This window comes from Streptacidiphilus jeojiensis (assembly GCF_042510965.1).
Lineage (GTDB): Bacteria > Actinomycetota > Actinomycetes > Streptomycetales > Streptomycetaceae > Streptacidiphilus > Streptacidiphilus jeojiensis.
The window spans coordinates 205,045-218,520 of sequence record NZ_JBEUKS010000009.1 but is presented as its reverse complement, the minus strand read 5'-3'; the positions used below and the strand labels follow the sequence as shown (position 1 = coordinate 218,520).

The window sequence follows — 13,476 nt, the reverse complement described above, 5'->3', positions numbered from 1 at the left end:
CGGGCATGAGTCTGTTCCGCGACGACGGGGTGGTGCTCCGGACCCAGAAGCTGGGCGAGGCGGACCGCATCATCACCCTGCTCACCCGCCAGCACGGCCGGGTGCGCGCGGTCGCCCGCGGAGTGCGCCGGACCAAGTCCAAGTTCGGCGCCCGGCTGGAACCCTTCTCCCATGTCGACGTGCAGTTCTTCTCCCGCGGCGAGGAACTGGTCGGACGCCATCTGGCGCTGTGCACCCAGGTGGAGACGATCACCCCGTACGGCAGCCGGATCGTCGACGACTACGGCCGCTACACCGCCGCCACCGCGATGCTGGAGACCGCCGAGCGCTTCACCGAGAACGAGGGCGAACCCGCGGTCCAGCAGTACCTGCTGCTGATCGGGGCCCTGCGCACGCTGGCCACCGGCGAGCACGACGCCCCGCTGGTGCTGGACGCCTTCCTGCTGCGCTCGCTCTCCGTGAACGGTTACGCCCCGTCGTTCGGCGACTGCGCCAAGTGCGGGATACCGGGCCCCAACCGCTTCTTCTCGGTGCAGACCGGTGGAGCGCTCTGTCCCGACTGCCGAGTGCCCGGCAGTGTCGTACCCTCCCCTGAGACACTGGTTCTGCTGGGGGCGCTGCTGTCCGGCGACTGGGAGACTGCGGACGCCACCGAGGCCCGGCACGCCCGCGAGGGCAGCGGCCTGGTGGCGGCGTACGTCCAGTGGCACCTGGAGCGGGGGCTTCGCTCGCTCCGGTACGTCGATCGTTGAGTTGGAGAACAGAGAGCTCATGGCAACAGCACGGCGCGGACTCTTCGGCGGCGGTCGGCAGCGGGAGTACCTGCCCCCGTCCCCGCACCCCAGCGGCGCCCGGCCGCCCAAGATCCCGGGCGAGCTGGTCCCCGAGCACGTGGCCGTGGTCATGGACGGGAACGGCCGCTGGGCCAAGGAGCGCGGGCTGCCGCGGACCGAGGGCCACAAGGTCGGCGAGAGCGTCGTGCTGGACGTGCTCAAGGGCTGCATCGAGCTGGGCGTGAAGAACCTCTCGCTCTACGCCTTCTCCACCGAGAACTGGAAGCGGTCGCCCGAGGAGGTCCGCTTCCTGATGAACTTCAACCGCGACGTGATCCACCGCCGCCGCGACGAGATGAACGAGATGGGGATCCGGATCCGCTGGGCCGGGCGGATGCCGAAGCTCTGGAAGAGCGTGGTGCAGGAGCTCCAGGTCGCCGAGGAGATGACCCGCGACAACGACGCGATGACGCTCTACATGTGCGTCAACTACGGCGGACGCGCGGAGATCGCCGACGCGGCGGCGGCGCTGGCGGCGGACGTGGCCGCCGGCAGGCTGGACCCGAAGAAGGTCAACGAGAAGACCCTCGCCAAGTACATGTACCACCCGGACATGCCGGACGTGGACCTCTTCATCCGCCCCAGCGGGGAGCAGCGGACCTCCAACTTCCTGCTGTGGCAGTCGGCGTACGCGGAGATGGTCTTCCAGGACGTGCTGTGGCCCGACTTCGACCGCCGCGACCTGTGGCGCGCCTGCGAGGAGTTCGCTTCGCGCGACCGCCGCTACGGCGGTGCCCTCCCCAACGAAGTGAGCCTCCCCAAGCAGGGGTGAACGTTGCGCAGAGGGTGACCGTCGCGGGTGGTTGCCGTTCGCGCAGTTCCCCGCGCCCCTGGCAAGTGCAACTGGCTCAGTTGCAGCACCTCAGGGGCGCGGGGAACTGCGCGAACACCAGCCACCCGCCGATGTAGAGCTAACGCTCAGACGCTGCACACTCCGCGCACGTCCCGAAGATCTCCAGCGTGTGGGCCACGTCCACGAACCCGTTGTCGCGGGCGACCCCCTCGGCCCAGCGCTCCACCGCCGGCCCCTCCACCTCGACCGTCCGTCCACAGGACCTGCAGACCAGGTGGTGGTGGTGCCCACTGCTGCACCGTCGGTAGACGGCTTCGCCGTCGTCGGTCCGCAGGACGTCGATCTCGCCGGCGTCCGCCAGCGACTGCAGGGTGCGGTAGACGGTGGTGAGCCCGACCGAGTCGCCCCGGTGCTTCAACAGGTCGTGCAACTCCTGCGCACTGCGGAAGTCGTCGACCTCGGCGAGCAGCGAGGAGACCGCGGTGCGCTGCCGGGTCGACCGGGCGGGGGACGACGGCTGCGTTGATGCTCGCTGCGCGGGCGACGGCGTCACCGGGACTCCTCTGGGGCGGGCTCTCGAACAGCAGGGTTTCGAACAGCAGGGCTTCGAACGGTGGGGTTTGGAACGGTGGGCTTTCGAACAATCGGTGCCGTCGCCATTGTGCCAGCCGGGACCGGCTTTCCGGCGCCCGCACGCGCCACGGGCCCGGACGCCCACCTCTTGAAAACCATGTTCATCTACAATGGTAACCATTGTCAAACCGAGCCGCCGGGGCCCGCTCGCCGCAACGGATGTGAAACCCCTGCCGCCGGCACCGGTAACCTGAGGTATTCGGTCGCGTTCCCCGGCTCGTTCCCCTGGCCGTGACGCGTCCCGCGTGCAATGAAATCCATCACTGACCGCATTCGTCGTACTGAAGAGAGCACTGTGGCCGCCGACAAGATCGACACCATCGTCAGCCTGAGCAAGCGCCGTGGCTTCGTCTATCCCTGCAGCGAGATCTACGGTGGCCAGAAGGCCGCCTGGGACTACGGGCCGCTGGGTGTCGAGCTGAAGGAGAACATCAAGCGGCAGTGGTGGCGCAACATGGTCACCAGCCGTGAGGACGTTGTCGGCCTCGACTCGTCCGTCATCCTCGCCCGCGAGGTCTGGGAGGCCAGCGGCCACGTCGCGACCTTCAGCGACCCGCTGACCGAGTGCACCTCCTGTCACAAGCGCTACCGCGCCGACCACCTGGAGGAGGCCTACGAGGCCAAGCACGGCCACGTCCCGGCCAACGGCCTCGCCGACATCAACTGCCCCAACTGCGGCAACAAGGGCGGCTTCACCACGCCCAAGCCGATGTCCGGGATGCTGCAGACCCACCTGGGCGCGTTCAACGCGGACGACCCGGCCGGTCTGGCCTACCTGCGCCCGGAGACCGCGCAGGGCATCTTCATCAACTTCGCCGCCGTGCAGCAGACCTCGCGCAAGAAGCCCCCGTTCGGCATCGGCCAGACCGGCAAGAGCTTCCGCAACGAGATCACCCCCGGCAACTTCATCTTCCGCACCCGCGAGTTCGAGCAGATGGAGATGGAGTTCTTCGTCAAGCCCGGCGAGGACGAGAAGTGGCACGAGTACTGGCTGCAGGAGCGCTGGAACTGGTACATCGACCTCGGCATCCGTGAGGAGAACCTGCGCTTCTACGAGCACGCCAAGGAGAAGCTCTCCCACTACGCCAAGCGCACCGTCGACATCGAGTACCGCTTCAACTTCGGCGGCAACGAGTTCGGCGAGCTCGAGGGCATCGCCAACCGCACCGACTACGACCTGACCCAGCACAGCGAGCACTCCGGCCAGGACCTCAAGTACTTCGACCAGGAGTCCGGCGAGCGCTGGTTCCCGTACGTGATCGAGCCCGCGGCCGGTGTCAACCGCGCGATGCTGGCGTTCATGCTGGACGCCTACCGCGAGGACGAGGCGCCCAACGCGAAGGGCGTGATGGAGAAGCGCGTGGTGATGCGCCTCGACCCGCGGCTCGCGCCGGTCAAGGTCGCCGTGCTGCCGCTGTCGCGCAACGCCGCCCTCTCCCCGAAGGCCCGCGGCCTGGCCGCGGACCTGCGCAAGCACTGGAACGTCGAGTTCGACGACGCCGGCGCCATCGGCCGCCGCTACCGCCGCCAGGACGAGATCGGCACGCCGTTCTGCATCACCGTCGACTTCGACACCCTGGACGACAATGCGGTGACCGTGCGCGAGCGCGACACCATGGAGCAGCAGCGGATCTCGCTGGACCAGGTCGAGGGCTTCCTCGCCGGCAAGCTGCTGGGCTGCTGACGGTTGGGCTGCTGACTGCTGGGCGGCTGACGGTCCGACCGCCGCACCCGGCGCCGCCCCCGAACCGGAGACGATCCGGTTCGGGGGCGGCGCCGTGTCGCTGGTCGGGGCGGTCAGGCCGGCTGCGGCAGGGAGCGCAGGGCCAGTCGGGCGCAGAGGCAGGCCAGCGGCAGTTCGGCGAGGACCGCCATGGCCAGTGCGGTGGCCAGGGCCTGGCCCGGGGCGGCGGTGGTCACGTCGAACCAGGCGTCGGTCAGCAGCAGGACCGCGGTGCCCGCGGCGGTGAGGCAGAGCCGCGGATCGGCCCGGCGCAGCAGCAGTCCGGTCAGCACCAGGCCCGCCGCCTCCAGGGAGTCCAGCCCGACCCAGTTCCACGCGCCGGAGGCGGCGAGGACGCCGAGCCAGGGGACCAGCACCAGGCCGAGCCCGACCAGGGCGCGGGCGACCAGCTCTGGACGGCGGAGCGCGGGCCGGGGGAGTACCGGGCGCGGGAGCGCCGGCCGGGGGAGCGGGGTGGCGGTGTACGCGGGCGGGAAGGGCGCGGCGACGAGGAGCATGCTCACCGCGACCACCCCGCGCGCACCCGCAGCCGCTCGCTCGTACCGTCGCGGCGGGTCACGGTCACCCGGTCGAAGCAGCCCTCCAGGGTCGCCAGCCAGAACGATCCGGCCGCGGTGATCGCCTCGGCCGGCTGCCGGGTGTGGTTCCGCTGGGTGCACAGCACCGCCGGTGGTATTCCGTCGGGTGGCAGATGGCCCCAGGCGAGCACCGAGGGACGCCCGTTGGAGGAGGCCCGGCGGGCGCCGCGGAGCAGGTCCGCGGCCAGCGGCCGGGCCACCAGGATGTCCAGCAGCAGACCCGCGTTGTAGACCTCCAGGGCGGTCCGCCCCCGCGTCCCCAGCGCGAACCGCACCGACCACGGCGAGTCGAGCAGCGGCAGGTCGTCGAGGTCGAGGTCGAGCGTCGGATAGGGCTGCGGCATGGTCATCAGGGTCCCTCCCCAAGCTGTGAGCCACCTGAAAGGACGCCGTGCGGCCGATGGCTCCCGGTCACGGTGATCAGCCTCCCGGAAACGGGGGCCGGCGTCGGTAGCGCATGGATCCGACCCGGGGGTGGTGCCAGGTACACCCTGACAGGGACTCAGGGTTCATGGCCGGGGGCCGATCGTCTCTCCTAGGCTCTGGCTCATGGCAACGACAACCCCCGGAGCGTCCCGGATGATTCCGCTCCCGACCCGGCGAACGCTGCTGCGGGTGCTGGGCGGACCGGTGCTGCTCTGGGGCTGGCGGGAGACCGGGTTCGTCGCCGCCGGGGTGCCGCTGGCCCTGCTGACCGGGGGCGTGGTCGCGCTGCTGCCGAAGCTGCCGGCGGTCGCGGTGCTGCTGGTGCTGTTCCTGCTGGGCCTGCGGCCGCTGCTCACCCGGCTGCAGCGGAGCCGGTTCCGGTCGCTGCTGGGCCTGGACATCCCGGAGATCCCCGGCCCGGACCGGCCGCTGCACGGTTGGCGCCGGCTGCGGGTGCTCCGGGCCGAGAGCACCTGGCGGCAGTTGGCTTACCACCTGCTGGCCGGGCCGCTGGTGGCCGCGCTGGCGGTGCTGGTGCTGGCCGGCTGGACGGTGGGGTTGGTGCTGTCCACCGTCTACGCCTGGTGGATGCTGGTGCCGTCGGACAGCCTGATCGCCACCCAGTCGGACAAGGGCAACCTCTGGATGACGGTGACGGGGGCGCTGTTCCTCTGGGCGATGCCCTGGGCGGCGCTGCTGGTACGCCAGCTGGACACCAGGGCGGCAGCCGCGCTGCTCGGCCCGAACCGGGCCAGGGAGCTGCAGCGCCGGGTCGAGTCGCTGGCGGAGAGCCGCAGCGAGGTCGTCGACGCGGCGGACGCCGAACGCCGCAGGATCGAGCGCGACCTGCACGACGGCGCCCAGCAGCGGCTGGTCTCCATGGCGATGAACCTGGGACTGGCCCGGCGGATGCTCAAGGGACTCCCGGCGGACGTACAGGCGCCGCGCGCCATGGAGGTGATCGAGGAGGCGCACCGCGAGGCCCAGGCGGCCATCGTGGAACTCCGGGACCTGGTCCGCGGCCTGCACCCGGTGGTGCTGGAGGACCGGGGCCTGGACGCGGCGCTGTCCGGCATCGCCGCCCGCGCCCCGCTCCCGGTCCGGCTGACGGTCGGACTGCAGCAGCGGGCCTCCCCCGCGGTGGAGGCGGTGGCCTACTTCGTGGTCTCCGAGGCGCTGGCGAACACCGCCAAGCACGCGCGCGCCTCGCGGGCCGAGGTGTCGGTACGGCAGAGTGGCTCGCGCATCGTGATCACCGTGCTGGACGACGGGATCGGCGGTGCGGACCCGGCGAAGGGCACCGGGCTCTCCGGGCTGCGGCAGCGCGCCGCCTCGGTGGACGGGACCCTCGCCGTCAGCAGCCCCCCAGGGGGCCCCACCACTCTCACCGTGGAGTTGCCGTGCGTGCTGTGATCGCCGAGGACTCGGTCCTGCTGCGAGTCGGACTGGTCAAGGTGCTGGAGGCGGTCGGCTACGAGGTCGTGGCCGCGGTCGGCGAGGCCGAGGCGCTGCTGGCGGCGGTGGCGGAGCACAGCCCCGACGTGGTGGTGACCGACGTCCGGATGCCGCCGGGATTCACCGACGAGGGCGTGCGCGCTGCCCTGATGATCCGTCAGCAGTGGCCCACAGTGGCCGTTCTGCTGCTGTCCCAGTACGTGGAGGAGCGCTACGCCGCCGACCTGTTGGTCGGCAACGTCCGCGGCGTCGGCTATCTGCTGAAGGAGCGGGTGGCCAATGTGGACGACTTCCTGGACGCGCTGGAGCGGGTCGCCGCCGGCGGCACCGCGCTGGACCCCGAGGTCGTCTCGCAGCTGCTGCTGCGCCGGCAGAGCGGTCCGCTGGACTCGCTGACCCCGCGCGAGCGCGAGGTGCTGTCGCTGATGGCGGAGGGCAGGTCGAACGCGGCCATCGCGCAGGCCTTGGTGGTCAGCGAGAGCGCGGTGGCCAAGCACATCAACAACATCTTCATGAAGCTGGCGCTCTCCCCGACCGAGGGGGAGCACCGCAGGGTGATGGCGGTCCTGCAGTTTTTGGATCAGCGCAGCCTGGACCAGCGGACCTGACCGGACCTGACCGACCCGATGGGGGAGACATGAACCGAGGCGTGATCACGTTCAACGGGCCCGACTCCGTGAAACGGACCCTGTGGTGGGTCGTGGCGCTGGTCACCGCGCTGGCGGTGGCCTCGACCACGGGGCTGGTGCTGGTCGGGAAGCTGGCCCGGCGGGATGCCACCTCGACCTGGACCAGCAGCCATGCGATCTCCAAGGTGCGGATCGACGCGGCCGGGGGCATGGTCGAGGTCGACGGCGGCCCGACCGGCGGCACGGTGACGGCGCGGCAGGACATCGGCTGGCTCACCTCCAGGCCGGTCGTCAGCTACACCTGGGACAAGGACACCCTGGTGGTGTCGGTGTCCTGCTCCGGCGGCGCGCTGCTCGGTTCGCTCAACTGCCAGGCCGACGTGCGGCTGCAGGTTCCGGCCGGCACGGCTGTCGACTCGGTGACCGACTCGGGCCCGGTGGTGGTCAACCGGGTGTCGGGGGCGGTGAACCTCCGCTCGCGCTCGGGTCCGCTGACCGTCAGCGATGTCAGCGGACCGTTGACGCTGTCGTCGGACTCCGGTCCCGTCGAGGGCGACGGTCTGCGGTCCGCCACGGTGGCCGTCCACAGCTCCTCGGGGCCGCAGTCGCTGAACTTCGCGAGCGCACCGCAGTCGGTCACCGCCGACTCGGACTCGGGCCCGATCGACGTCGCCCTTCCCAGGAACACCCACTACCAGGCGATGGCCAGTTCCAGGAGCGGACCGGCCTCGGTGGACGAAGGGCTGGACGACCCGAGCAGCACCGGCACCGTCAAGGTGACCAGCCGTTCGGGCCCGGTGGACATCTCCTACGGCTCATGAGAACGGCTCATGAGTACGGCTCATGACGTCGTGGGCAGCCGGCCGGTGTCGGGATCGCGCGAGGTCAGGCAGTAGGTCCCGCCGGCCGGGTCCCGCATCACCGTCCACCGCTGCTCACGACGCACCACCTCGGCCCCGAGCCGCAGGTGCAGCGCCGTGGTCGCCGCGACATCGGCGCAGGCCAGATCCAGGTGGGCCGAGGTCGGCCGCTCCTCCTCCAGCCGGTGCAGCAGGATCTGCACCGGGATCCCGGCACCGGCCGGGGGCCGCACCATGCGGAACTCCGGCCGGGAGCCACGCTCGGAGCCCCAGCCGGTGAGCCCGGCCCAGAAATCCGTCTCCGCGTCGAAGACGCTCGGCGCGAGGTCGATGGCCACCTGGTCGAGGCGGACGCCGCCCTCGGGCTCGGGGCGTTCGGCCGCGCCGTCCCAGGGCATCACGCAGAACAGCTGGCCGCCGGGGGAGCGCAGCACCACCCAGCTCCCGTGGTCGGCCACGACGACGGCGCCAGAGGCGACCGCCTCGGACCGGAACACCTCGTAGTCGTCGACGGCCAGGTCCAGATGCGCGCCGCCGTCCCCGTCGACGCCCTGCAGCTTGAGGTGGGCGTCCGCGCCCGCCCGCTGCGGCAGCAGTGTCAGGAACTCGCCCTGCTCGCCGCGCGGGGCGGACCGGCCGGTGCCGGTGACAGCCGTCCAGAAGGCGCTGCTCTGCTCGAAGCGGTCGAGCGGCCGGTCGATGAACGCGTACACCCAGCGGATCACTGCGCCAGCCTCTCCCGTGCCTCCATCAGTGCGAATCCCAGCAGGTTCAGCCCGGGCCAGCGGGCCGGGTCGGCGGCCCGCTCGTCGTCGGCCGCCAGCCCGATCCCCCACACCCGGTCCACCGGGCTGGCCTCCACCAGCACCCGGTCCCGGGTCTCCAGCAGATAGTCGCGCAGCGCCGGATCCTGCCCGAACTTGGCGACATTGCCCTGCACCACCAGCTCGAACCGGGCCGCCGTCCACGCCGCGTCGTCGAAGCCGCGCACCAGCCGGCCCCGCTGCTTGGCCTCGGCGGGGGTCCGTGCGGCGAGGATCCCCGGCACCGACTCCTCGTCACCGAACAGCCGCGCCTTGCCCGCCATCATCCAGTGCTCCGCCGAGGTGTACTCCACCCCGTCGACCGCGAACACCGAAGGCCACCACTGACTCAGCGCCCCGGCCCCCACCGAACCGTCCCTCTGCGCCCGATGCCCCCAGAACATCAGCCACTTGGGCCGCGCCCCGCCCGCCACCAGCGCGGCCAGCCCCTCCCGGCTGCGCGCCCGCGCCGGGTGCTGCTTCTCACTCGTCGTCATACCGGTGATCCTTCCATCCGTCACCGACACCCGGCCAAGCAGTTTCCGGCATGCAGCAGGCCCCCGGCCGAGGGTGTCGGCAGAGGGCCTGGAGGCTACGGACCGCGCGGCGGGTCAGCCGATGCGGCGGGGGAGGCGGGTGGAGAGGGCGATGACGGCCAGGGTGAGCACGAACTGCAGGGCCAGCACCAGGGTCAGGGCGTCGTGCATGCCGTGGGTGGGGGAGAGGGTGAGGAAGAGCGTGCCCAGGGTGGCCACGCCGAGGGCGAGACTGGACTGCTGGGTGGTGGCGAGGATGCCGCCGCCGACGCCGGCCCGCTCGGCCGGGATCTCGGAGAGGATCAGCCGGATCAGCGGAGGCATCACCAGGCCCTGTCCGGTACCGGCGACGACCATGCCGGGCAGCAGCACCAGCGGGCTGAGGCCGGACCAGTCGGTGGCCACGGTGACCGTGAGCACCACCAGGCCCAGGGCTTGGATCACCGCGCCGGTGCGGATCACCTTGCTGCCGTAGCGGGTCAGCAGCCGCGGTCCGGCCAGCGAGGCGACGAAGAAGCCGACGGCCATCGGGACCATGGCCACGCCGGAGGCGATCGGGCCCTCGTTCAGGCCGACCTGCAGGGCCACCGCCATCACCACCATGAAGCCGCCGAAGCCGGTGAAGAAGGGGACGGCCATGGTGAGACCGGTGCGCAGACCGTGGATGCGCAGCAGCGACAGCGGGATCAGCGGGATGTTGCCGGCCTGCTCCGAGCGGCGCTCGGTGCGGACGAAGGCGTAGCCGAGGAAGGGGACGGCGGCCAGCAGGGTCCAGGTCCACCAGGCCCAGCCGACGGCGCGGCCCTCCATCAGCGGGATCAGCAGTGCCAGCAGCGTCGCGGCCAGCAGGCCGGTGCCGGGCAGGTCGACCTTGGCCGGGTTGGCCGAGCGGGTCTCCGGGACGGAGCGCAGTGCCAGCACCGCGGCGACTAGCGCGACCGGGACGTTCACCAGGAAGATGAAGCGCCAGCCGGTGCCGAACAGGTTCGCCGAGAGCAGCACCCCGCCGAGGACCTGGCCGATGACGACCGAGATCCCGCCGACCGCGCCGTAGATGCCCATGGCGCGGGCCTTGCGCTCGCCCTGGGTGGCGGACTGGATGGTGGCCAGCGCCTGCGGCAGCATCAGCGCCGCCGCCGCGCCCTGCAGCACCCGGGCGCCGACCAGCGCCAGCGCCGTCGGGGCCAGGCCGCAGGCCAGCGAGGTCAGGCCGAAGGCCAGGGAGCCGGCGATGAACAGCCGGCGGCGGCCGAAGAGGTCACCGAGCCGTCCGCCGAGGACCAGCAGCACGGCGTAGGCGATGCCGTAGCCGGCCACGAAGAGTTCCAGCGTCGCCGGGCCGGCGACCAGGTCCTTGTCGATGGTGGGCAGGGCGACATTGACGATGAAGAAGTCCAGCATCGGCAGGAAGGCGCCGAGCAGGACGGTGAACAGGCCCAGGGTGCTGAGCCGGGGGGCGGCCGGCGCCGGCTTGGGGCCGGTGCCGCCGAGCTTGGTGACGGTTGGCAGGACGTTCGCCCGGGTTGCGGGTGCGGTCAGTGGAGTAGCCATGGCCACTACTTTCCGCCTCTGCTTAGCCTGGTACCAGTGTCTGGTTATCCTGGTAGCGGTACTACCTGGCACAGGGATGCCGAGGGGTGCATCCTGGTAGACATGGCCACCGCATCAGCTCCCGCCGCCGCCCCGCTCGAACTGGTCCCCTCCGCCGCCCCCGAGGACGTCCGCCGCCGTGAGCTGGCCGGCTTCCTCCGCAGCCGGCGCGAGCGGATCTCGCCCGAGCAGGTCGGCCTGCCCGCGGTCGGCCGGCGCCGGACGCCGGGGCTGCGCCGCGAGGAGGTGGCGCTGCTCGCCGCCGTCGGGGTCACCTGGTACACCTGGCTGGAGCAGGCCCGGGACATCCAGGTCTCCCCGCAGGTCCTGGACGCCATCTCGCGGGCCCTGCTGCTGGACGCCAACGAGCGCCAGCACCTGTTCATCCTGGCCGGCACCGTGGACCCGGCGCCCCCGGCGACCTGCCCGACGGTCACCCCGTCGGTCCAGGCGCTGATGAAGCAGCTGGAGCCCTACCCCTGCGCGGCGATGAACAGCCGCTACGACGTCCTGGCCTACAACAGCACCTACCGGCTGCTGGTCACCGACCTGGACGAGGTCGCGCCCGAGGACCGCAACCTGATGCTGCTGGCCTTCACCCACCCGGACTGGAAGCGCAACCTGGTGGACTACGAGCAGGCGACGGCGCTGATGGTGGCCAAGTTCCGCAGCGCCATGGCCGACCACGTCGCCGAGCCGGCCTGGAAGGCGCTGCTCAAGCGGCTGCGACTGGCCTCGCCCAAGTTCGACGCGCTGTGGCAGCAGCACGAGGTCGGCATGACCGGCAACGGTGAGAAGCGCTTCCTCAACCCGCACGTCGGGCTGCTGCACTTCGAGTTCACCACGCTGTGGCTGGGCCCGCGGCCCAGCACCCGGATCGTCAGCTACACCCCCGCCGACGAGGAGACCCGGGAGCGGATCGAGCGGCTGCACAAGCTGGCCACCTCAAGCTGACCACGGAGAGCCGACCGCTGGGCCTGGCGGCCCGGGCCGCCGGATCGGGGTGGGACAATGGGGGGTCCGCCCAGTGATCAGGAAGAGCGAGAGATGACCACGACCGTCGCAGCCCCCACCACCGCCCCGCTGAAGCTGGGCGGCATCCAGGTGTGGCCGCCGGTCGTGCTGGCGCCGATGGCGGGCATCACCAACGCCCCGTTCCGCACCCTGTGCCGGGAGCAGTCCGGCGGCAAGGGGTTGTTCGTCTCCGAGATGATCACCACCAGGGCGCTGGTCGAGCGGGACCGCAAGACCATGCGGCTGATCGGCTTCGACGCCTCCGAGACGCCCCGCTCCATCCAGCTGTACGGGGTGGACCCGGTCACCGTCGGCCGCGCCGTCCGCATGATCGCGGACGAGGACCTGGCCGACCACATCGACCTCAACTTCGGCTGCCCGGTGCCCAAGGTGACCCGCAAGGGCGGCGGCTCCGCGCTGCCGTACAAGCGGAACCTGCTGCGGGACATCCTGCGCCAGGCGGTCGGCAACGCCGGCGGGCTGCCGGTCACCATGAAGATGCGCAAGGGCATCGACGACGAGCACATGACCTACCTGGACGCCGGGCGGATCGGCGCCGAGGAGGGCGTGTCCGCCATCGCCCTGCACGGGCGCACCGCGATCCAGCACTACAGCGGGGTGGCCGACTGGTCCGCCATCGCCCGGCTGCGCGAGTCCGTCCCGGACCACGTCCCGGTGCTGGGCAACGGCGACATCTGGTCGGCCGACGACGCGGTGCGGATGGTGCGGGAGACCGGCTGCGACGGTGTGGTGGTCGGCCGCGGCTGCCTGGGCCGCCCCTGGCTGTTCAAGGAGCTGGTCTCGGTCTTCGAGGGCGAGACCGAGTACGCGCGGCCGGACTTCTCCTACGTGGCCGGTGTGATGTACCGGCACGCCCAGCTGCTGGGCGAGTGGATCGGCGACGAGAAGCACGGCGTCGTGGACTTCCGCAAGCACGTGGCCTGGTACACCAAGGGCTTCTCGGTCGGCTCCGAGCTGCGCCGCGCGCTGGCCCTGGCCTCCTCGCTGGACGAGCTGGCCGAGCACCTCGCCGCCGTCGACCAGGACCAGCACTGGCCCGAGAGTGCCGACGGCCCGCGCGGCCGGACCTCCGGGGCCAACCGGGTGGTGCTCCCGGAGGGCTGGCTGGACGACCCCTACGACTGCGCCGTACCCAGCGCGGACGCCGAACTGGACACCAGCGGCGGCTGAGGCTTACGGAATCTACGTCCGACAGGTGGCCGGAGGCGTGCGGGGGCACGTGACTCTGGCCACATTGGTGCTCACTTTGCGTCAGAAGGACGCAAAAGCGCAGGTGGGCCGGGGGGCGGAACGGCTTCCGAACGTGCTCGCGTCACCGGATGGCGCAAACGTCCAGGCAATCAAGCCAAGGCAACGGAAGCGACACCGATCATGAACGCTGAGTAGCGCTGGTGTGATCTTGCGGTTTCGGTCCGTTCAACCTTTGAAGGCGGGCTAACGTCAGGGCGACGATTTCAGTTTCCTAGGCGAAGACCGATCCGGTGCATTCGATCTACTGGGTTACCAGCGGGTACAAACCACTGACGGCCCAACGGGGGCGCTGAAACGCCTTTGATCTGGG

14 protein-coding genes are annotated in these 13,476 nt (G+C 71.2%); 8 read left to right on the top strand and 6 right to left on the bottom strand.

Annotated elements, in window-relative coordinates:
• Nucleotides 1-5: 5 nt before the first annotated feature.
• Together recO and ABUW04_RS25070 are read left to right on the top strand one after the other, a co-directional pair.
• The gene (gene recO, locus ABUW04_RS25075) at nt 6-752 is read left to right on the top strand and encodes a DNA repair protein RecO (protein WP_380566690.1); all 747 of its coding nucleotides are present in this window, start codon (nt 6-8) and stop codon (nt 750-752) included.
• A 19-nt stretch (nt 753-771) separates the two neighbouring features.
• Nucleotides 772-1,605 (top strand): isoprenyl transferase, encoded by an 834-nt coding sequence (locus ABUW04_RS25070; RefSeq protein ID WP_380566689.1) that lies wholly within the window; start codon nt 772-774, stop codon nt 1,603-1,605.
• A 139-nt stretch (nt 1,606-1,744) separates the two neighbouring features.
• Here the strand turns inward: ABUW04_RS25070 and ABUW04_RS25065 are convergent, their stop codons facing one another.
• On the bottom strand, nt 1,745-2,179 hold the full coding sequence (locus ABUW04_RS25065) for a Fur family transcriptional regulator (protein WP_380566688.1): 435 nt from the start codon (nt 2,177-2,179) through the stop codon (nt 1,745-1,747).
• 375 nt (nt 2,180-2,554) lie between these two features.
• Between ABUW04_RS25065 and ABUW04_RS25060 the strand changes: the two genes are divergently transcribed.
• Entirely contained in the window at nt 2,555-3,943 is a 1,389-nt protein-coding gene (locus ABUW04_RS25060; RefSeq protein ID WP_030250943.1) for a glycine--tRNA ligase, read from the top strand.
• A 113-nt stretch (nt 3,944-4,056) separates the two neighbouring features.
• Here ABUW04_RS25060 and ABUW04_RS25055 read toward each other — a convergent pair whose 3' ends face one another.
• Nucleotides 4,057-4,500, bottom strand: a complete 444-nt coding sequence (locus ABUW04_RS25055) for a hypothetical protein (RefSeq protein WP_380566762.1) — start codon at nt 4,498-4,500, stop codon at nt 4,057-4,059.
• A 2-nt stretch (nt 4,501-4,502) separates the two neighbouring features.
• Entirely contained in the window at nt 4,503-4,931 is a 429-nt protein-coding gene (locus ABUW04_RS25050; protein WP_030250948.1) for a hypothetical protein, read from the bottom strand.
• A 199-nt stretch (nt 4,932-5,130) separates the two neighbouring features.
• On the opposite strand from ABUW04_RS25050, the gene ABUW04_RS25045 reads away from it, so the two are divergent.
• From ABUW04_RS25045 to ABUW04_RS25035, 3 genes are read left to right on the top strand one after another with little or no spacing between them, the layout of a single operon-like run.
• Nucleotides 5,131-6,420 (top strand): sensor histidine kinase, encoded by a 1,290-nt coding sequence (locus tag ABUW04_RS25045; RefSeq protein WP_232242045.1) that lies wholly within the window; start codon nt 5,131-5,133, stop codon nt 6,418-6,420.
• Complete coding sequence (locus ABUW04_RS25040; protein WP_380566687.1) at nt 6,408-7,070, top strand: response regulator; 663 nt, start codon at nt 6,408-6,410, stop codon at nt 7,068-7,070. Before ABUW04_RS25045 ends, ABUW04_RS25040 begins: the two co-directional genes overlap by 13 nt.
• Nucleotides 7,071-7,099: 29 nt before the next feature.
• On the top strand, nt 7,100-7,912 hold the full coding sequence (locus tag ABUW04_RS25035) for a DUF4097 family beta strand repeat-containing protein (RefSeq protein ID WP_380566686.1): 813 nt from the start codon (nt 7,100-7,102) through the stop codon (nt 7,910-7,912).
• 20 nt (nt 7,913-7,932) lie between these two features.
• Here ABUW04_RS25035 and ABUW04_RS25030 read toward each other — a convergent pair whose 3' ends face one another.
• From ABUW04_RS25030 to ABUW04_RS25020, 3 genes are all read right to left on the bottom strand, one after another.
• A complete protein-coding gene (locus tag ABUW04_RS25030) occupies nt 7,933-8,676 on the bottom strand; it encodes a VOC family protein (RefSeq protein ID WP_380566685.1) in 744 nt (247 codons plus the stop codon).
• Nucleotides 8,673-9,251, bottom strand: a complete 579-nt coding sequence (locus tag ABUW04_RS25025; protein WP_380566683.1) for an NADAR family protein — start codon at nt 9,249-9,251, stop codon at nt 8,673-8,675. The genes ABUW04_RS25030 and ABUW04_RS25025 overlap by 4 nt, the downstream gene beginning before the upstream one ends.
• Before the next feature lie 114 nt (nt 9,252-9,365).
• Complete coding sequence (locus tag ABUW04_RS25020; protein ID WP_037594434.1) at nt 9,366-10,841, bottom strand: MFS transporter; 1,476 nt, start codon at nt 10,839-10,841, stop codon at nt 9,366-9,368.
• Between the two features lie 102 nt (nt 10,842-10,943).
• Between ABUW04_RS25020 and ABUW04_RS25015 the strand changes: the two genes are divergently transcribed.
• Nucleotides 10,944-11,834: a helix-turn-helix transcriptional regulator gene (locus ABUW04_RS25015; RefSeq protein WP_030250966.1), complete on the top strand. Its 891-nt coding sequence runs from the start codon at nt 10,944-10,946 to the stop codon at nt 11,832-11,834.
• A gap of 93 nt (nt 11,835-11,927) precedes the next feature.
• Complete coding sequence (dusB, locus tag ABUW04_RS25010) at nt 11,928-13,085, top strand: tRNA dihydrouridine synthase DusB (RefSeq protein WP_380566682.1); 1,158 nt, start codon at nt 11,928-11,930, stop codon at nt 13,083-13,085.
• Nucleotides 13,086-13,476: the final 391 nt, after the last annotated feature.